The sequence below is a fragment of the Petrocella sp. genome (genome assembly GCF_059865615.1).
In genome coordinates this window covers 13939-34788 of the sequence record NZ_JCBCDA010000097.1, presented here as the reverse complement: position 1 = coordinate 34788, position 20850 = coordinate 13939, and the positions used below count along the sequence as shown (strand labels likewise).

Sequence of the window (20850 nt, the reverse complement as noted above, 5' to 3'; positions counted from 1 at the left end):
CATGGTAATCTTGAGAGGATTAATTTTAGGGGGTGTATTATGAAACGTGTTTTTAGATCTGCGTTTCCATTGACCATACCGGTGCTTCTTGGCTATATCTCTGTGGGCATTGCTTTTGGTCTACTGGTTGTTAAGTCAGACCTAGATCTTTGGGTGGCTCTACTCATGAGCGTTCTAGTTTATGCAGGCGCCATGCAATTTTTGGCCATACAACTTTTGGTCAATCCCATCAGTATCATACAGGTGGCGATGATTACATTGTTTGTTAATATACGTCATTTATTTTATGGTCTTTCTTTTATCGATCTCTTCAAGACTTTTGGTATTAAAAAACACTATATGATTTTTGCGTTAACTGATGAAACTTACTCCTTACTCTGTGCCATTGCATTAAAAGAGGATGTGGATCAAGAGAACCTATTTTTTGCAGTCTCCTTTCTTAACCAACTTTATTGGATTAGCGGTACACTTATAGGTTATCTCATCGGTTCTTGGCTTGTTTTTGATACAACCGGTATTGAGTTTGCCATGACCGCTTTGTTTGTTGTTATCTTCATCGAGCAATGGTTAGGCTACAAAGATCATCGTCCCTCCTTGATTGGTCTTGGGTCTTCTCTCCTCGCCGTCATGATCTTTGGTCCAAGCAATATGATTTTACCTGCCATGATTATGATATTAGTGGGACTAATGGGAAGTAAATCTCTTATTGAATCTATGGAGGTGCAACCATGACCTTTATTCTGATTCTTGTAATGGCACTGGTTACTTATCTTATACGCATATCTCCATTTATACTATTTGGAAAGCATCAAAAAACCCCTTTATGGATTACTTATCTAGGAAAATATCTACCCCCTGCCGTTATGAGTATGTTGATCGTCTATAGCCTTAAGGATATTAATCCTATAGACTATGTCCGGAGTCTTCCTGTTTTTATTGCTATTCTCATAACGGGTTTGCTTCATCTTTGGAAACGAAATAATCTACTCAGTATCATAAGCGGAACCCTTGTCTATATGATGCTGATACAAAAGGTTTTCATTTGAAAAGCAGTGTCCAAAGGTATCCATCTTTGACCACTGCCTTGTTCTATGTATTAGAAGTCTTCTTAATTTTTTGCATTGTTTTTACTTTTAATCTGTTATAGCCCCTTCTGCTGAGGAACCTACCAACTTAGCATACTTTGCCAAAACACCTCTTTGATATCGAAGTGGAGGCGCCACCCATGCCTGGCGCCGTGTTTCCAAGTCTCCTTCTGTAAGTTCTACGGCTATTTCACCCTTTGTTGAATCTATGATAATCATATCTTCACTTCTAATTAAAGCAATCGGTCCGCCTACTTGTGCTTCCGGTGCTATGTGTCCTACCACAAAACCATGACTACCGCCGGAATAACGACCATCTGTGAGCAAGGATACTTTACCGCCTAATCCTTTCCCAATAATAATGGCGCTGATGGAAAGCATTTCCGGCATACCCGGCCCCCCTTTAGGACCTTGGTAACGTATAACAACCACATCACCTTCTGTGATTTTATCCGCCATAACTGCTTCTATGGCTGCCTCTTCGGTATCAAAAACCTTAGCCGGTCCACGCATCTTCTTAATGCTTACACCGGACATTTTACATACTGCACCCTCCGGTGCCAGATTACCTTTTAATACATAGAGTGCCCCTTCTTTTTTTAGAGGCTGATTTATAGCACTAATGACTTTCTGTCCTTCTATTAAATCCGGTTGGTCTTTTAGATTGTTTTCTACGGTTTTCCCTGTTACTGTCATGCAATCTCCGTGAAGCAACCCCTCACGAAGCAATAACTTCATAACCCCAGGGACACCACCAACGTTACTTAAATCTTGCATAACGAATTTACCACTCGGCTTTAAATCTGCTAAATGAGGCACCTTTTTCCTTATTCTCTCAAAATCATCATAGTTCAAATCCACATCAACAGTATGTGCCATAGCCATAAGGTGCAAAAAAGCATTGGTAGAGCCACCTAGTGCCATAACCACTGTAATGGCATTTTCAAAAGCCTTTTTTGTCATAATGTCTTTAGGGCGAATATCTTGTTCAAGAAGTCTAATAACGGCTTTACCCGCTTCCTCACATTCTTTTCCTTTTGAATGACCTATGGCCGGATTAGAAGCATTACCTGGCAAAGCCATGCCCATAGCCTCTATAGCCGATGACATGGTATTGGCCGTATACATACCACCACAAGAGCCCGGTCCAGGGCAAGCTTTACATTCAATCTGATGCAGTTCCTGATCATTAATCTCATTTTTATTATGTCGACCGACCGCTTCAAAAGCGGATACAATATCAATGTCTTTACCTTTATTTTTTCCCGGTTGAATGCTACCACCATATACAAAAACTGCTGGTAAATTCATTCTTCCAATGGCTATCATACAACCCGGCATATTTTTATCACACCCCCCAATGGCAACGATACCATCAAAGCGTTCAGCTCCCATAACCGTTTCTATGGAATCAGCAATGATTTCTCGACTCGGCAAAGAGTAACGCATGCCTTCATGTCCCATGGCAATACCGTCTGAAACTGTAATCGTATTAAAGATTAGCGGTGCGCCACCACCATCCCTTGCACCTTTCTTAGCCGATATTGCTAACTGGTCTAGATGCATATTGCAAGGGGTCACTTCACTCCATGTACTTGCAATCCCAATCATAGGTTTCAAAAAATCTTCATCTGTAAAACCCACTGCACGAAGCATCGCTCTATTAGGGGTTCTGTTACTACCTTCGCTTATAACGATACTTTTTATTCTTAAGTCTTTATATGTAGACATACGCATCATTCCCTTCTTGATTACTAATCACTATTATCCACCAAATGATAATCATTGTCAATTATTGGTTATATCTCTCTGATTTTATGATCTTCATAATAGTAGCGCACAGGCAGGTTTGACTTCTCATTTACCAGAATCTGTTGATCTAAAAGCTTAATGAGGACATTGGGATAAATACATTTTTTTGCAAAGACTTCTCCCAAGCCTTTTGTGTGTAAATAACTGATATAATTCTTCTGTGTCTCATACAGATTCTCAAGCTTTTTTTTATAGGTGATATATTTATGTCTAGCTTCCTCATAATCATGATAGTCTTTTTGATTGATTTCTCTTTTCCCAAAAGCTTCATAGGTTTTTCTATATTTATCCAGCTTTTCTTTAGTAAGTTCTACCGCTTTACTAAGCATATTATAGTCTTCTGTGATTTTTTCTCGGTCAAAACCACTTACCATAATCTTCGTATGAATACCGGCTCGTCCCCCTATTTCGCTAGCTTCAACTTTAACTGATGCCCGAATCTGACCGCCAATAATCTTACTGGATGGAGATTCTAAGATGATTTCTTTGGCTGTGATTTCACAGTTCATGGCATAGAATCCTATATGAACAGTACCTTCACAGATAATCGTACAATCAGAAGCAAACTTTGTATAAATATTCTTCTTAGCTTTAATTATCGCTTTGTGTTTGCCTGCAATACCACCCTTAACGTATATATCACCCATTCTGCTTTCAATCATCTCTACAGCGCCAATACCCATTTTCCCTAGAATCTGTATGTTTTCATTGGCAATGACTGTAAAGTTATCATCCACTGTTTGTACAACTTCTACAAAGCCGTCAAAGTCTACATTACCGGTAGCAAAGCCGACATCACCCTCGATTCGAATGGCGTTTTGTACACTGATCATGTTATCTGTATAGACAACAGCGCCTGTTCTTTTGGCATATAAGGTGGTGATGTCTTCTTCTTCATTCAATACACTTATGACAGAATTGGTATCAAAGACCAAAGCTTCTTGATGACCTGCAACTGGGGGTATCTCTTGACCTGTCACTGTCATACCAGGTATCCCAGGGGTTGGCTCTAATCTTTCACCTAACCATTCACCCTCATTCACACGGTTGATGACACTTAACTCATAGTGATTCACACCGCCTGTTTCAACGATTTTGGGAATAACTTCGCTAATCGTGTACATTCTAATCTTGGCCTCTTCTCCATTTATGGGTTGTCGCCCTTCTGCTATTTTTATTTTTTCTAAAGGCATTAGATTTTTATAATCCAAGGCCATATTAAGTCCATAAATAATATTTGCTTCTTTACAGGCCATGAGGACTTGTCCCTTTAGTTGTTCCTTATCGTAGGTTTCATATTCTAAAGGGGTCATCAGAATAATGCCCTCAGCAAAAAGGCCATCCCCTGCTATACGAATGTCCACAAGAGGTAACCACTCACCCACCTCAATCCTACCTGCCAAACCATCTCTTAGTGCGGCACTAAGTGCCGAGAACTTCGTTATTCTAAGTCTTGGCAAAGTGGTGGCGACATCATTATTAAATGTCATAATGGTCATGCCTATTTTCTTTTGTCGCATCCATACTTTCTTGTCTTCTTCTTCCAACTGTATAAAATCATCTTCAAATATGATTTTGCTCATAAACAACCTCCTAGGGTCATGGGTGTTGTTGATTTATAATGGTCTGTTGGTCAACACTATAAGAATATCGTCATAAATCCTAAAATACCTGAGCCAATAATGAGCAAGATAGGATGGATTTTCGTTTTTAGTTCCATAGTTAATACAAGGATGCCAATAAGTATGGTTTTTAAGTTAATCTGATTCAAATCAGGGGTATGATTTATAAACAAAGCACTTTTTCCTACGGATAGAGCCGCTGCAAATATTAAGCCTGCGATAACCGGTCTTATACCGTAAAATACTTTTTTCATAATAATATTTTGACTATGTTTGAAGAAAAAAGAGGATATAAACAATACAATTAACAAAGAAGGAAGGGCTACACCAAAAGTTGCCAATGCGGATCCTCCGATACCGCCCACCTTATAACCGACAAAGGTAGCCGCATTAACCGCGATCGGACCAGGTGTCATCTCTGCAATACCGATAATCTGAACAAACTCGCTTTCAAGCAACCATCCATGTCTTTGGATTTCACTGGATATAAGGGGTATCATGGCATAACCGCCACCAAAACTAAAGAGACCAACTTTAAAAAACGTAACAAACAAATCCCAGTAAATCATATACTATTTTTCCTCTCTCGGATTTGTCGATAAGAAATAAAGCCTAAAATACCACCCAAAATAATAAACCATATAGGGCTAAGATTTGTAAAAGTGACACACAGCACTGTCACCATAAAAATCATCAAAGTCATGCCATCTACTACGGCACCTTTTATCATTTTCTTAGCAGCCACTAGAATCAAGGCAACCACAGCACCATTTATTCCTATAAATACAGCTTTCACCGCAGGCGCATCCGCAATCATTCCAAAAAAAGTAGCTATCGAAATAATAATAATAAAAGAGGGTAAAATCACACCCAACGTAGCGGCAATGGCACCACGACGTCCGGCAACTTTATAGCCAATCAAGGTAGATGTATTAATAGCTATGGCTCCGGGAATAGACTGTGCTATTGAAAAAAGATTCATAATCTCGTCTTTATGCACCCATTTTTTATGAATCACTACTTCTTTTTCAATCAAAGGAATCATAGCATAGCCTCCACCAAAAGTGAACGCACCAATTTTCAGAAAAGCTAGAAACAGTTCCAGATAAGTCTTCATAAGTACACCTCATCACGTCATAATCCTTCAAGTCAACGTTTGATAACCAATCAATGACTTGGGGCTCTGATCTTTATTTTCTAACTACTGGCTTTCCATTTTCTTTCGTTTGATAATTTTAGCACTATGAGCTAGTAGTTTCACCTCAATATGACCTTTTATAACGGAATAATTGACTTCATTTGTATAGAAATCATCTTTAGTCGTTTCTAAAGTCTGTTGGCATATATCCATATTTCTAATACCAATCTCCCATACCGGAATCCTAACAACTTTTTCTTCACTACCATTGTTACAAACCACCACAATCTTATCCTGCTCATCAAACCGTCCGTAACTAATAACCATATGCTCACCATATAGGAATTTGATAGAACCCGTTTTAATGGCTGAGCAAGCTTTTCGCATGCTGATTAGACACTTATGAAGATTAAGTAGCTCTTTATTTTCTCTCCCCCAAGGATAGGCTCTTCGATTATCCGGGTCAGTCCATCCGCAAAGTCCTGCCTCATCTCCATAATAGATGGTTGGAGCACCTGGCCAAGTCATCTGAATAACAACGGCTTCTTTCATAATGCCTAAGTTGATACCTTCTGAAGCCGACTCCGGTCCATGGGTATGGGTTCTACCCACCTTATGATTTGTTCTTGTTAAAAATCGACTGTGATCATGGTTTGACAACTCATTCATAGCTACTTGAAGAGACTGTTCTTGAAATCTTGACATATTATGGGTCATAGCATCAAAAAATGCTCTGTGATTACCTAACAAATCTCCACGGAACTCATCACTATGTTTTTCCATTCCCGTTAAAAACCAAGTGATCGGCTCCATAAAGGCATCATAATTCATCACAGTATCCCACTGGTCACCATTTTTAATCCAATCACTAGGATCGCCATAATGCTCTGCCAAAATAAGGGCTTCTGGATTAGCACCCTTAACTACGTTCCTAAAGTCACGCCAAAACTGATGGTTAAATTCTTTCGTATAGCCAAGGTCAGCGGCTACATCTAGGCGCCATCCATCTGCATTAAAGGGTGGTGACACCCATTTTTTTGCAACTTCCAGCACATAGCGATACAACTTTGGCGAACCTTCAAAGTTCAATTTCGGTAGAGTATCATAACCCCACCAACCGTCATAATGTGGGTTGTCCGGCCAAGATTGTCGATTGTGAAAGTGAAAAAAGGTCACATATGGACTTGCATTCGATGTATAGGCACCTGCTTCATAATTTCTTGCATGAGCATAAAACTTTTCACGATCCATCCATTTATTAAAAGAACCGCAGTGATTAAACACACCATCTAATATAACCTTTATACCGAGGCCATGGGCTTTTTCAACCAGTTTTATGAATAAAGCATTACTTGCTTCAATATTAGCCGGTTCGGTTGTTCTGGTGATATATTTTGTGGCCTTATTATTATCCGGTTTGTTTTCATCCAGAACCTTGCCTCCATCCAGTACAATGGTGCCAAGATGAGGATCTACACTGTCATAGTCTTGAGTGTCGTACTTATGATTAGAAGGGGATACAAATATAGGATTCATATAGACCACATCCACACCTAATTCTTTAAGATAGTCTAACTTATCTATTACCCCTTGTAAGTCACCCCCATAAAATTCCCTTATACCGTCGGGGTTTGGATATTTCATCCAATTATTGACCTTTTTCGCAAGTTTGCCAACATACAGGTATTCGTTATCTACCACATCATTCAATGGATCCCCATTATTAAAACGATCCACAAAAATCTGGTACATGACCGCACCCTTTGCCCAGTCCGGCGTTTTAAAGTTTGGTACAATCATAAAATGATAATAAGCATCCGCTTCTCTTGTTACACCTCTTTTGTTATAGTAACATTTCAAATTACCAGCTTGTATTTCAAAATAGTACTTTACCAGTTTGGTAATAGGGGGCATCTGGGCACAGTAGTAATCAAAAAGCTCATCCGAAAACTCTACTGTCATAGGAATCTTCGTCTCTTCACTACAAAGCCATACTTGCTCTATATTGTTCTTTGCTGTTCGTATACGTATTTTGATAGTATCCTTACTTGTAGGTTCTTGTGGTATTCGGTAGAAGGATGTGCCATCAGAAAAAATCGCTTTTTCATCTAATATAGGCTGTCTAGTCTCTACATACAAGAACAACTTTTGTGCTCTTGTTAAATGTTCATAAGGTATATGCATATTCATAAGATTAACTGACAATAAATGTCATCCAGCCTCCTTTCGGTTCTATATCCTGTCTCAATTTTACATATAAGGTTGCAAATTAAAATGTCAAAACTAAGTTCCTCATTTTAACCGCTATTATATTGTATATGAAAGCGGTCTATTTATCAACTTTTCCTACTATATCTTTACCTAAACCGTTATAAGCTCAACCTCGTATTACCTATTTAGGTCCGGGACCTTTATATGTTTTGCTAAACGTTTCTCTTAAGAACTCAGCTGAAGCCCTCAGTTTTGACGTCTCGTCGACACTAAGGGGTACTTCCAGTCGTCTACCAATACCATCTTTGGTGACAATACAGGGAAGACTAAGGGCTACATCTTCTATACCATATTCACCAGTCAGAGTGGTTGATAAAGGGAGTACGCTTAATTCGTTAATCAATATAGCTTGAATAATTCGATCCACACTCTTAGCAATACCAATATTTGTATAACCCTTATTCATTAGAATCTCATAGCCGACTTTTTTCACTTCTTTAACTATGGCTTCTTTATTAAGTGGTACATCATCATAAGTAATGTCAAAATCATCAATAGGTACACCAGCAATGTTCGAGCTACTCCATGCTGCGAAGGCTGTTTCCCCATGTTCCCCAAGAATATACCCATGGACATTTTTTGTATCAATTAAATATTTTTGCCCAAGAATTCGCCTAAACCTGGCCGTATCTAAAGTGGTGCCTGTTCCGAATATTTTCTCAACCGGATACCCAAAATAATTTTGCGCATAATAGGTTAGTATGTCCACAGGGTTTGAAACCATGATAATAATGGCATCCATAGTGTAAGATATAATCTGTTCCATGACTTCTTTTACCACTTCAATATTCTTTTGTGCCAAAGCAATTCGGTCAACCACATCACCTGGCTTGGCACTTGGTCCAGCCGTTATAACAATAATGCTGGCATCTTTACAATCCTCATAGCTTCCTTGTTTTACTCTAATATTAGGACTATAGGCAAAAGCCGTGGAATGAGAACCATCTAAAGCTTCCCCGTAGGCTTTCTTTTCATTTTTATCAATTATGACAATCTCCGCTAAGGAGCCTGATGAGAGCAATGTTGACATGACGGCAGAGCCCACTTGACCGGCACCAATAATAACCACTTTATTTCTTTGAATTTTCATAAGTCACCTTTCCTTTTAACCCACTATTGTTCAACCAATAAGGTTCTGATACGATCTCTAATCATAGACAGGGCCACTTTGTTGTAACCACCTTCTGGCACGATAATATCTGCGTGCTTCTTTGAAGGTTCTACAAATTCTTCATGCATTATCTTGACAGTCGTAAGATACTGCTCGATGACAGAATCCATGCTTCTACCCCGTTCTTTGACATCTCTTACCAGACGCCTAATAATTCTTACATCTGGATCTGTGTCTACAAATATCTTCATATCTAGAAGTTCTCTTAGAGATTTATGCTCAAAAATTAAAATGCCTTCAACGATAATCACTCTCTTTGGCTCTACATGAACTGTTTCCACGGCTCTTGTATGATTCATAAAGTCATAAACAGGATGCTCAATAGCATGTCCTTTTTTTAAGGCAATAATGTCTGTCACCAACATATCTGTATCAAAGGCATGTGGATGGTCATAGTTCATTTTACTGCGTACTTCAAAAGATTTATCCTTGTTCGCCTTGTAATAATAATCATGAGTAAGAGTAACCACCTCATTACCCACCATTTCCTTAAGTCTATTGACCAAAGTCGTTTTTCCCGACCCTGTTCCACCTGCTATTCCAATCACGATGGGTTGCTTCATCATTCTTTCTCCTTTAATCCTTCGTTCTTTATGATTCTATCATACATCTCATAGAGTCCACCTGGGCAATCTTTGAGTAAAAAACATTGGTCACATTTTGGTGAACGGGCTGTACACAAGGTACGACCATGGGCAATAATCTGTGTATTGTATCTGAGCCAATGTCCTTTTGGTATTTTTTCCATTAAATCAAACTCTATTTTAACGGGGTCGGCTAACTCTGTAAATCCTAGTTTATTGGATATCCTTTTTACATGGGTATCCACAACGATTGCCGGTACATTGTATTTATGTCCCAGTACAACATTAGCCGTTTTCCTACCAACCCCCGGCAACTGAGTTAGCGCATCGATGTCAACCGGAACCTTACCATTATGCTCTGTGAGAAGCAGCTGGCAACAGGCTTTGATGTTTTTCGCCTTATTTCTATAAAAACCGGTTGAATGTATCGCTTTTTCAATATTATAAATATCGGCTTCTGCAAAAGCTTTGATGGAGTTAAATTCTTCGAACAAAGCTGGTGTGACCATATTGACGCGCTCATCTGTACACTGGGCACTTAATTGGGTTGCGATTAACAGTTGCCAATCACTTTCATTATTCAAATAGCAGACATGTTCTTTACCATAAACCGCATCCAACTGATCCAATATTCTTTCCATTCTCCTCTTGTCAATCATAAGTCACCTATATGGCATTATAACCTGATTCTAGTGGCTAATGCCTTTCCTGTCATCTTGTCTCTTAATCGATAGTTATAAAAAATATAGTTAATACCATTGTCATTTGATCCTAATAAGGGGTTGAAATCATATTGTTCTACATGGCTCATGCGCATGATTTGTTTCGTGTTAAAATCCTCATAACCCTTAAATAAGTGATTTGAATGATGCTTACTTTGATAAAAAGTCTTTACTTCTATTGATAATCCTTCTCTTGCATTGACAAAGTTTGGCCATTTCTTAGGCTTCTCTTGCATGCACAGATCATGAATGAGCCACTGTGCTAGCAAATATTCATTTACACTTGATGCCTGTTGACCAAATTGATATAAAAGATCATAAAATTTGATCTTATGATGTTTGATATGATATAGCCCTTCTGCTACCCAGAATTTACGCAATACCTCGAAGAAATCAAAAGGATGGTCGTATTGTTCCATTAGATATGTAATGCTGTAAAAAAACTGACCGCTGTTGTAATAGTACTCAAGCAGCACTTCTATATCATTAAGCCTTCTAAGGTCTTCATAACCCATTTCTCGTGTCTTAAGAACTTCATAAGGTGGATGTTTTCTACTAATGATACCATATGTTTCTTGTTGTTCATCTATTTTAGAGCCTTTCAACACTTTAAGAAACCCTAGTTGCAATTGCTCAGGTCTAATGGCCATAACATCATTAAAGGATTTCCCAAAAGCTTGGTAGGTTTCTTTAGGAAGCCCGGCAATTAAGTCCAAATGAAGATGGATGTTACCATTTGCTTTTAAGGCCAGTACCCGCTTTCTTAAGACTTCAAAATCAGTTTGTCGATTAATATCCACAATAGTTTCTAAGTTGGTAGACTGAACGCCAATCTCAAACTGAAACAAGCCCACTCGAATGGTTTTCAGAAAGAGAATTTCCTCTTCATCCAATAAGTCTGCAGTGATTTCAAAGTGAAAGTTTGTCTTTCCATTATCATGGTCCCTTAAATAGGTCCATATAGCCATACTGTGGCTTCTTTTTGCATTAAAAGTACGATCTACAAATTTTACCTGTCTAACCCCATGATCTAAGAAGAACTGGAGTTCCTCATAGACCATGCTAAGTGGCCTAAATCGTACACCTTTTTCAATCGATGATAGGCAATACTCGCAGTTAAAAGGGCATCCTCTTGAAGTTTCATAATAGATAATTCTATGTTCAAGACCTAGAAGGTCTTCTTTGTAGGGAAACAGAACCTCCGCCATAGACATAGGTGGTTCTTGATGATTCTGCTTAATTAAACCTTGACTTCTATAGGTTAGACTACCTATTTGCTTCAACCCATCATCCCAATCTTTTTCAAGGCAAGTAAGTAAGTTGAACATGGGCATCTCACCTTCCCCTGAGATTATATAATCTATTTCCGAGTGAGCCGTCATCCATGTGGCGGGGTTATAAGATACTTCCGGCCCCCCTAAGACAATGATCATCTTCGGATGTATCTGACGTATCATCTGAACTAATTTTACGATAATCTCTATATTCCACAAATAGCAGGAAAACCCAATTAGATGCGGTTCCTGCTTCATGATTTCATCCAAAATATAGTCTATAGATTGGTTGATGGTATATTCAGAATAATCTATGGTTAATCCCTTATTCTTACCAAAAGCTTGTATATAACGTATGGCAAGGTTGGAATGTATAAACTTTGCATTAATGCCAATCAATAAATGTTTCATGGATACCTTACTTTCTAAATGTCGTATAAATATCTGTTTCGATTCTATAAGACTATTATACACAATAATGAACCTAACTTGTTACTTTTCTTGTACTTTCTCTATGTATGAGTTCATAGCCCATGGGCATCTCATGATGGTCTTTTAAGTCCCCTTCAATCAGATCAATAAGCATCGTTGCTGCAAGCTTACCCATAACATATTGATTGACTCTAACTGTCGATAAGCTTGGAGTCACATACTTGGCAAATTCTATATCATCGTAGCCGATAACTTCTATTTCCATCGGTATTCTAAAGCCTTTTTCCTTAAGAGCCTTCATGGCGCCTATCGCCATATGGTCATTGGCAGCAAAAACTGCTGTTGGCATAACTTCACAGCGCAATATGATTTCCATCATCGCCGCATAGCCTGAATCAACGGAGTAAGCGCCTTCGGCAACAAGCGCCTCATCATAGGTTAGACCCGCTTCTGCCAAAGCCGTCTTATAGGCTTCATGACGTGTTGTATTTGACCTGTCATAGGATGAACCTTTTATAAAAGCAATCCTTTTGTGCTTCTTTTGAATATAATAATCAACAACCTCTTGAGTGGGTGATACAAAATCTTGGATTACACAAGGTAACCTAAGATCTCTTATTTCTTTATCTGTTATGACCACAGGCATCTTTTTACGAATACGTTTAATAGCATCAATATGTTCCTGCATAACATTGGTTGGAAAATAAATAATGCCATCTACTCTTTTTTCGTACAAAAGATTAAAATTGGCAATATCTTCCTCTGTTGAATTGTTGTCCTTATAGTTGGCCGTAATCATCAATCCGTAGCCACGTTGTTTACAAACCTTATTAATGGCGTCTATTCGATCACTATAGTAATTATTCATCCCAGGCATAACAATACCTAGAATATTGGTTTTATTGTTTGTCAGACTTTTAGCAATCTGGTTGGGTCTAAAACCGGTTTCTTCAATCGCTTTAAGTACCCTATCCCTAGCGGCGGTACTAACGCCCGGTTTGTTATTTATGACCCTTGAAACAGTCGCTATTGAGACATTTGACAACTTGGCTACATCATATATATTCATATCTGTTCCACCTTTATTTTGCGAGTTTGTTAATACCTTTATAATATAGTGTATATGATTTGTCAAGCTTTGCACCTACCCTAAAAAGCCTATAACGGATATTCTTATTTATGTTTTAAGCGAGCCACTATTAAACCGCCTAATAATACAGTCGTTACAATGACCACAATATTGAAAATAAACTTGTAATCCCACTTTACCGGTATTTCTTCTATCTCATCATAGGTTATATTACTAATGGAGACTTGGTCAATGGTGCCTTTTAATATTTCTTCTTTATAACTTACAATATCATACACAGGTGAGGTCTTTGTAGCATCCAATCCAAAATCAAGGGTGTAACTTTCATTTGAAATCCCCTCAAATACCACTTCGTCTGCGTAATACCTTACTGTAATACCTTTAATATGAATTGGCTTATCATCATTATTGATAATAATTATAGTAAACATGTCTTCCTGCGAAATCTGTCCATCAAGGGGTAGGGTTGTATCTGAATAAGAAGTGTCGTATACCGATAGATTGTATATCACCTTGCCGGATGAAAGAGGTAAACTTACCCTTCGCTTAAACATGCTGTCTGTCTCAATTGTAACATCGCAAAGTCTTAGATTCCTTAATCCTTGTATTTTTATATATGTCCTTTGATCTTTCTCTTCAATATGAAATACAGGCGTCATACTTTCTATAAAATAGTTATTCTCTCTAGCATTCATACTGTAAACCAGATCTACTGTATCAAAAGAAATTTCTTCCAGATTATTAGCAAGTTTAAATCGATAGTAGGTGTACTTATTCGCTTCACTAAATTCTATATTTAACTTTGATATATCATCAATGGCATAGAACTTGTCATTGGTTACAAAGGCCCAATGAAGGTTATCATGGCTGCCATAGACATCTACAATCTTTGCAAAGTTCGTGTTACCCGTTGAAACCTCAATGGATGTTGCAAGAGTGTCCCATTCTCTTTCTGTGGCGAGCTTATAATCAAAATAAAAGCTGTTATCCTTTGTATATGAATGAATCAAAGCCATTGGGTAAGTTTCCCTGTCAGTATTTAGCGTTTGAAATCCGGTATTAAGAAAATAAGGAACAGCTTCACCCGAACTGTTTTTAATTAAGAGATCCGACAAATCCTTGTTTGCCGTATTATAAATCTCCGGTGTAAGTCTAACCGCCTTATATTTATTTTCACCCTTAATCTGAATCGTTGCTACATGGGCTAATACAGTACTTGTACTGAAAAATAGTAACAGTACAGCTACACTCATTATTCGCCTATACATCAGCAGATACCTCCTCTTTTAGTTCTAAGCGCTTACTAAAATACTGATACACAAATGATATTGCGACAAGCGTAACCCCAAGTGCAAAGTAAGAGAGAATTTTATAACCTTGTGTTAGGCTCGATAAATCCAACAAGAATAATTTAATCACTGTAAAGATAGCTATTCCAAGGCCGAACTTCCGTATAAAGGAATACCGCTTCATAAATCCAAAGACAATCCAAGCAAGGGCTGTCAAAACGTAGATAATAGTGATGGCTGCACTTGAAAAAGACAAGTTATATTGTGTGATCAAATTTTGAGTCAGGATGAGAACAAAATACCCTGAAATCATTAATGGGTACCACTCGATGCCTAATTTTCTCCCCATTACTATAAGTTTCATCAAATCCCGTATAGCAAGTAAAGAGATTATTCCGACAACAACAAGTAGCAAGCTTCCGATAAAAGTCATGCCAAGTGAACCGAATTCAGATGTAAGGATTAGGTTATAAACAGCATTAAGTGCAAATAACCAAAGAACGCCAACAATATATAGAATCATAGAGATTATTTTGGTACCTAGATCAGACAACATCTTTATTCTCGGCAAGGCATAAGCAATCAAAAATGTGCTGACGATTGCCAATGCACCCATTAAATAATCTATGTTATAGATACCTGCATTCCCATAAATGTTAAGTAGCATATTCTTCAATTCCTCAATGATATAGAGCGTATAAAACCAAATATTTGCAAGTACAAAGTACTTGTAAATGGTTACAAAACCACTTGACATCATTTTTTTGTACATGTATGAGCCTAATATCATCAAACTGCCAAGGGTCATTGCTAGGTATTTATAAGCAAACAAATGATCTATTCTCCAAACATAGTCAAACCACAAAAAAGCAAATAAACACAAGCCACTTATAATAAGTCCTGAGCGCTTAAAGATTTTCTCATTGTGTAAAATACCATACACTGAGAGTACAACGCCTTCAGCAAGCCATCCTAGGGATAACCAAGCTCGCCCAAATTGAAGGGGTATGATTAGCACAACGAAAGCAAGTCCCGTTAAGTAAAACAAGGCTTTTGTATTTCTTTCTTCGCCAGTAAATTTTTTCTCAATCAGTCTGCCTAGAAGCAAATAAATCGTGGCAAAAGCAATCGCAAGTGCGCCATTATAATCGACTAAGTCAAACATGTAAAATACGCCATACATAATCATACTACTGAAAAATGTGTTTACCCCAAGGAGCACCACATCCGATTTTCTAAACTTACCATTTGTACGATATGTACTGATGATTGGTATGAATGTGTAAATAAGAAAGGCAAAGAGTACGTAGAGTATGACTATGGTTTTTTCTACACGTGTCGAGCCGTATGCAAAATTAAAACAAATGTATATGGTGCCGATTATATTTAAAGCCAATCCAATAAATGAAGGTATACGCCACTTTTTACCAAATGCTACCATAAGGGCCAGTAAGTTGAGAGCCACAAAATATATCATGGCACCATAAATAATAGCTATCTCCGAACCGATAGAGAACATTGGTAGGTACCCACCGATTAGTGCAAATACCATGATTGTTTGTGAATTATAACGGTTAGACAGAACAAAAGCTACTGCAGTGATTAATATGCAGACGGCTATAGCGGGGTACATATCAAGGATTGATAGTCCAAAATAGCTTGTTGCCAGTGCCACATATAATACACCAACACCTCCGGCCGTTATGCCCAGAGAAAAAATATTTGGTTTTCTTCTGTTCAAGAACTCTCCAACCGTCAACATAGACGCACCTAGTACAAACATCATTATGCCTTTTAATAATTCGGGCAATTGAACGTATGTGAAACGTGCGGCAGTAATCACGCCTATGATAATGAGAAATATACCAACTGCGTTGAGTAAGTTAAGTCCAACAAATCTTTCAATATTATTCTTCTTAGCCACGACACGCACTTGTTCGTCTGTAATTTGTTCACGCTTAAGCGCCTCAATCTCCATTCTCTCAGCTTCAGAAAAAGCCGAGTGGGTATGAGCCAGCTTCGCCCGGGCCATTGTCACTTTTTCATTAAGCAGGGCCGTTAATTCACCAAGTCGTATATAGATTTCATCTTTTGCATCGATATTATATCGCCGCAAGGTTTTTGTGATATCATTTACTCTTGATTGGACACCATTTTCTAGACTTGTGAGCCTGTTTTGTTCTCCCTTTATATTGGCTTTGAAATATACATCCAGTTTTTGAACTGTGGTATTTACAATTTTAATCTTTTCATTATAAATTTGCTCATATAATGCATTTTTCAGTCCTACATTCTCCTCTTCAAGTGCGGATGCCTTCATCCTTGTTTTTTCATAATCTATTTTGAATTGATTCAGTTCAGATCTTAGCATCGCATTTTCTCGAGCTACATCACTATTTTCGATTGCATGACATTCTGCTTCAAGCTGAATCAAAACTTCTTTTTGTCTTGTTACTATATCCCTCAAACTCTGTCTTGTTCCCATACTCTAACCCCTCTATCATTCTTAGTCATTCTGATTTTCAAGTATTTTTCTATTTCTGACATCAGATAATTTTACCATATAGCATTGGTAAATACCAGTTTGTCTTGACTCAAGGCTTTTTAGGATTCTTGTATTCTTTATAAAAAATACATAAAAATAAAATCTCTAAGGCATTTCTTCCTTAGAGATTTCATAGTCATTGAATATGCGTCTTCCTTCAACATAAATCAAAAATACTTTTTTAAACGTATCCCATCATCAGTACATAGTGACATGCACTGCCACCCATGACGAAAAGATGAAACAACTCATGAAATCCAAACCACTTACGATGCTTTAGTGGCCACTTAAGACCGTAGATGATGCCACCTATGGTATATGTGATGCCACCAGCAACCAACCATCTAAATCCTTCTTGGGGCATAGCTTTAAAGACAGGATAGATGGCTACAATTACGAGCCAACCCATTAGGAGGTACATACCTGTGGTTAACCATCTTGGTGCATCTAACCAGAAAGCTTTCATAATAATACCGGCTATAGCAATACCCCATATAATCACTAGCAAAGTGATACCCAGTGTTCCTTTAAGTGAAATTAAGCAAATTGGTGTATATGTACCTGCAATTAAAACAAAAATCATCATGTGGTCTATACGTTTGTACTTTCTTCTTAAGTTTTCCGGTTGATCAATAATATGGTAGACCGTACTGGCTGTATAAAGCAGAATAAGGCTTAATCCAAATATAGTAAATGCAATTAAATATGTCATGGATCCGACTTCAATTGCTTTTATGATTAAAGTGCCTGCGGCTATACAAGCCAACACAGCACCTATTAAGTGAGTTAATGCACTTATTGGATCTTTGACTTTCATATTATCATACCTCCTATGTAGTATCGTTTACTATGTGTTGTTGTATTGATATATTATCATAAGATGCCTGGTATTGCAAGAAAAAAAATACATCCTACCTTGGATAATTATCCATGGCTAGATGTATTCATTCATAGTCCTATCATCATGACTTAACTTCCAAGATGATTTACAAGTAAGATGCAACGGCCGAAAGCACCATGCTTAATACGATAACTAAGGACACCACAATACTCACTTTTTTAACTAATTTTCGGTTCTGAAAAAACATTCTATTCACTCCAATTCTAATGCGTTTATAATTAACGGACTTTGACTGTTCACTTTAATCAATAACTATATTATAATGGAAATAGCAAATAATCTCAAGTAAAACAAAATGGCCTTGCTTCATTGTACTTGCTAATTGTTCACGGGAACAAAGAGGCGAAGCTTCAACACATTAACATAGCATAGACTTTCATAGAGAACAAGAAAAATACAAGAAAGGATATGATGATATGGCTTTTCCCATTCTATTTGTTTGGTTTCTTATTGGCATTTTCATCTTCAGACATCACCTTCGAAAGAACTCAAAAATCGAAGATGCTGCCCGTGATGCATTCTGGAAAAAAGAAGCTTCTTCCCTCGTAGTAAGAAAACGCGATTTAGAGCCTAATAACTATATACAAACTTCCTTGTCTGAAAAAAATATGAAGGATCAAACTTTTTTTGATCGCATACAAGCACCAGATCTCTATCGTCAACAAATGTATCTTTTTGATCTGTCCCAAAAACCAATGGTCAATTTTCAAAATCTAGATAACGCAGATGTGAGACTTCAATTCGGCACCGCTACAATTACTACAGTTGAAGCTTATGAAAACAACTACGTTCAATATATTAAAACTCTATACTTACTGGCTAAAGGACTCATTGCAGTCGGCCAAGAAGACTTGGCAAAACACTACCTTGAAGAAGGTATTGCTGTAGATACAGATATCAGAGGCAATTATACACTACTTGCCACCATCTATAAGGCGCATCAACAAGAAAAGGCTTTAACAAATCTTTATGAACGCGCCATGAATCTTAACACTTTGACTAAAAATCAACTTATAAAAGAATTGGATCAAATCAAACTTGGCAAAGATATAAATCAATAACCTTTACCATATTGACCGATCAAACCATCAATTTTTTGACTTGCTTCACTTTTTGTCAATGCATCCAAGTCAAAATCTAAAGCCACTTTATGTTGACGCATCAAGTTTAACAAGAATTTTCTTTGTTTTTCTGTCATCGGTGATTGTTTTTTCGGCTTCCATAGTAGAGGATTCGGCTTGAGTTCAATTCTACTACTCTTATCCATATATTTATACTTAATGATTTGAAACAGCTCATGGGTCGCAAGTGCATCATCCAAAGCCCTATGGGCTTTTTTTCTATTAATCGAACAAATCTTTAGAAGATGGCTTAAACAATAACTGTGTTGATGGTCCATATACTGTCTTGCCAATACCAAAGTATCCAATGCTTTTTTTTCAAAATGCAGGTTAAGCCGCATAGCGTTTGTTTTGAGAAATGAAAAATCAAAGGGTATATTGTGTCCTACAATTGGCAAATCTTCACAAAAAGATAAAAACATTGGCATAACTTGGTTGATTCGTGGTGCCTCAACAACCATCTCATTGGTGATACCGGTCAGATTGGTAATGTTTTCAGGTATGGACACTTCCGGATTAATCAACATATTAAAAGTGGCTGTAATCTGATCATCTATGACTTTGGCCGCACCAATCTCTGTTATTCTTGCAAAATCAGGATGCATACCTGTCGTCTCTATGTCTAGTACAATATAGTCTTTCATACTTTTTTATGCTTCCTCTCAACTTTATGTCCATTAACTAAAGGTGGTATCCACCACTTCTAATAAACTCAAGATTTCCTCTAAGACTTCTTTTAATGCAATGGAAAAATCTTTTAAATCCCTTGTCCTCGTTTCCAAATTCGCTTCAATAGATACTTCTAATGCTTTGGCTTTTCCTACCAGTTCCGCTGCACCTAAGTTACCACTTAGGCCTTTAATACTATGGGCCAAAAGACGTGCTTCTTCTAGCTTACCCGCATCTAAAAGTTTCTTTATATCTTCATCTACATGGCTGTACTGGTTGTAAAATCCGCTAATTAATGTCTCAAATAGAGACTTAGAACCTCCCAAATGGGTTAATGCAACATCTAAGTTCATTTTTTTACTAACCATAGCGCCACCCCTCAATATCTGACACAAAAATTATCTCTTATTTTCATTCCAAATATTATTGAATTCTACTGATTACCGCTTTTTCTTGATTTTCAATATGTCTAGCTGCTATTTCTTGAGCTTCTATACCATTTTTTTCCATGATTGATTTGACAATTTCTTCGTGCTCATCAATCAGTGTCTCAAAATCACTCATTTGGCGAATATACTCTACTCTAAATCTATAAATCTGTTCTCTCAGATTATTAATCATCTGAACTAACTTTTCATTATTTGTTGAGTGGTAGATTACATCATGAAATTCAACGTCCTTTTTAATAACCATTTCCACATCCATAACACGTGCCGCTTCAGTGAATGCCTCATTAATATTTAGGAGTGTTTTCATCTCCTCTTCAGTCATTTTCTGACATGCCAACTTGACCGCCAAACTCTCAAGTGCCGCCCTCACTTCAAGGACATTTTTAATGTCTTGCTCTGTTATTTTAGCCACTTCAGCACCTTTTCTAGGTATCATAATGACCAAACCTTCCAACTCTAGCTTCCTAATAGCTTCCCTTATTGGTGTACGACTCACACCCATTTTTTCGGCCAGTTGTTTCTCCATCAAACGTTCACCAGGCGCTAATTCTCCTTTAAGTATTGCTTTCCTAAGTGTGCTAAAAACAATGTCTCTAAGAGGTAAATATTCGTTAACTGTAACCTTAAAACTAGTATTCATGATTCTTATCCCCACTTTCAATCTTCCTTCTTACA

Annotated in this window: 19 protein-coding genes; 3 read left to right on the top strand and 16 right to left on the bottom strand. The window is 37.5% G+C overall.

The genetic code is table 11. From position 1 onward, the window contains the following. The first annotated feature begins 39 nt into the window (after positions 1-39). Together AC6F8J_RS10595 and AC6F8J_RS10590 are read left to right on the top strand one after the other, a co-directional pair. The gene (locus tag AC6F8J_RS10595; protein WP_500723224.1) at positions 40-732 is read left to right on the top strand and encodes an AzlC family ABC transporter permease; all 693 of its coding nucleotides are present in this window, start codon (positions 40-42) and stop codon (positions 730-732) included. Then, entirely contained in the window at positions 729-1046 is a 318-nt protein-coding gene (locus AC6F8J_RS10590) for an AzlD domain-containing protein (protein WP_500723223.1), read from the top strand. The genes AC6F8J_RS10595 and AC6F8J_RS10590 overlap by 4 nt, the downstream gene beginning before the upstream one ends. Before the next feature lie 87 nt (positions 1047-1133). On the opposite strand, the gene ilvD is transcribed toward AC6F8J_RS10590, so the two are convergent. From ilvD to trhA, 13 genes are all read right to left on the bottom strand, one after another. Beyond that, the gene (gene ilvD, locus AC6F8J_RS10585; protein WP_500723221.1) at positions 1134-2816 is read right to left on the bottom strand and encodes a dihydroxy-acid dehydratase; all 1683 of its coding nucleotides are present in this window, start codon (positions 2814-2816) and stop codon (positions 1134-1136) included. Between the two features lie 68 nt (positions 2817-2884). Then, entirely contained in the window at positions 2885-4480 is a 1596-nt protein-coding gene (locus AC6F8J_RS10580; protein ID WP_500723219.1) for a FapA family protein, read from the bottom strand. Positions 4481-4536: 56 nt separating this feature from the next. After that, entirely contained in the window at positions 4537-5073 is a 537-nt protein-coding gene (locus AC6F8J_RS10575; protein WP_500723217.1) for a chromate transporter, read from the bottom strand. 11 nt (positions 5074-5084) lie between these two features. Continuing rightward, entirely contained in the window at positions 5085-5636 is a 552-nt protein-coding gene (locus AC6F8J_RS10570) for a chromate transporter (RefSeq protein ID WP_500723216.1), read from the bottom strand. Positions 5637-5720: 84 nt separating this feature from the next. Continuing rightward, on the bottom strand, positions 5721-7847 hold the full coding sequence (locus AC6F8J_RS10565; RefSeq protein WP_500723214.1) for an alpha amylase N-terminal ig-like domain-containing protein: 2127 nt from the start codon (positions 7845-7847) through the stop codon (positions 5721-5723). A gap of 202 nt (positions 7848-8049) precedes the next feature. Beyond that, the gene (locus AC6F8J_RS10560; RefSeq protein WP_500723213.1) at positions 8050-9018 is read right to left on the bottom strand and encodes an L-lactate dehydrogenase; all 969 of its coding nucleotides are present in this window, start codon (positions 9016-9018) and stop codon (positions 8050-8052) included. A 23-nt stretch (positions 9019-9041) separates the two neighbouring features. Continuing rightward, positions 9042-9662: a uridine kinase gene (gene udk / locus AC6F8J_RS10555; protein WP_500723211.1), complete on the bottom strand. Its 621-nt coding sequence runs from the start codon at positions 9660-9662 to the stop codon at positions 9042-9044. Next, positions 9662-10324 (bottom strand): endonuclease III, encoded by a 663-nt coding sequence (nth, locus tag AC6F8J_RS10550; RefSeq protein WP_500723210.1) that lies wholly within the window; start codon positions 10322-10324, stop codon positions 9662-9664. The genes udk and nth overlap by 1 nt, the downstream gene beginning before the upstream one ends. Positions 10325-10359: 35 nt before the next feature. Further along, positions 10360-12090: a DUF4080 domain-containing protein gene (locus tag AC6F8J_RS10545; RefSeq protein WP_500723209.1), complete on the bottom strand. Its 1731-nt coding sequence runs from the start codon at positions 12088-12090 to the stop codon at positions 10360-10362. A gap of 73 nt (positions 12091-12163) precedes the next feature. Further along, a complete protein-coding gene (locus AC6F8J_RS10540) occupies positions 12164-13180 on the bottom strand; it encodes a substrate-binding domain-containing protein (protein ID WP_500723208.1) in 1017 nt (338 codons plus the stop codon). A gap of 104 nt (positions 13181-13284) precedes the next feature. Next, on the bottom strand, positions 13285-14469 hold the full coding sequence (locus tag AC6F8J_RS10535; protein ID WP_500723206.1) for a hypothetical protein: 1185 nt from the start codon (positions 14467-14469) through the stop codon (positions 13285-13287). Beyond that, a complete protein-coding gene (locus AC6F8J_RS10530; RefSeq protein WP_500723205.1) occupies positions 14462-16975 on the bottom strand; it encodes a DUF2339 domain-containing protein in 2514 nt (837 codons plus the stop codon). The genes AC6F8J_RS10535 and AC6F8J_RS10530 overlap by 8 nt, the downstream gene beginning before the upstream one ends. A 241-nt stretch (positions 16976-17216) precedes the next feature. Continuing rightward, the gene (gene trhA, locus AC6F8J_RS10525) at positions 17217-17852 is read right to left on the bottom strand and encodes a PAQR family membrane homeostasis protein TrhA (protein ID WP_500723204.1); all 636 of its coding nucleotides are present in this window, start codon (positions 17850-17852) and stop codon (positions 17217-17219) included. A 500-nt stretch (positions 17853-18352) separates the two neighbouring features. Between trhA and AC6F8J_RS10520 the strand changes: the two genes are divergently transcribed. After that, the gene (locus tag AC6F8J_RS10520) at positions 18353-18997 is read left to right on the top strand and encodes a hypothetical protein (protein WP_500723203.1); all 645 of its coding nucleotides are present in this window, start codon (positions 18353-18355) and stop codon (positions 18995-18997) included. On the opposite strand, the gene AC6F8J_RS10515 is transcribed toward AC6F8J_RS10520, so the two are convergent. From AC6F8J_RS10515 to AC6F8J_RS10505, 3 genes are read right to left on the bottom strand one after another with little or no spacing between them, the layout of a single operon-like run. Next, a complete protein-coding gene (locus AC6F8J_RS10515) occupies positions 18991-19701 on the bottom strand; it encodes an exonuclease domain-containing protein (RefSeq protein WP_500723201.1) in 711 nt (236 codons plus the stop codon). The genes AC6F8J_RS10520 and AC6F8J_RS10515 overlap by 7 nt on opposite strands. Positions 19702-19734: 33 nt before the next feature. After that, positions 19735-20094 carry an Hpt domain-containing protein gene (locus AC6F8J_RS10510; RefSeq protein WP_500723200.1) on the bottom strand — a complete coding sequence of 120 codons (360 nt, stop codon included), beginning with the start codon at positions 20092-20094 and terminating at the stop codon, positions 19735-19737. A gap of 55 nt (positions 20095-20149) precedes the next feature. After that, positions 20150-20815 (bottom strand): FCD domain-containing protein, encoded by a 666-nt coding sequence (locus AC6F8J_RS10505; RefSeq protein WP_500723198.1) that lies wholly within the window; start codon positions 20813-20815, stop codon positions 20150-20152. Between the last annotated feature and the right edge of the window lie 35 nt (positions 20816-20850).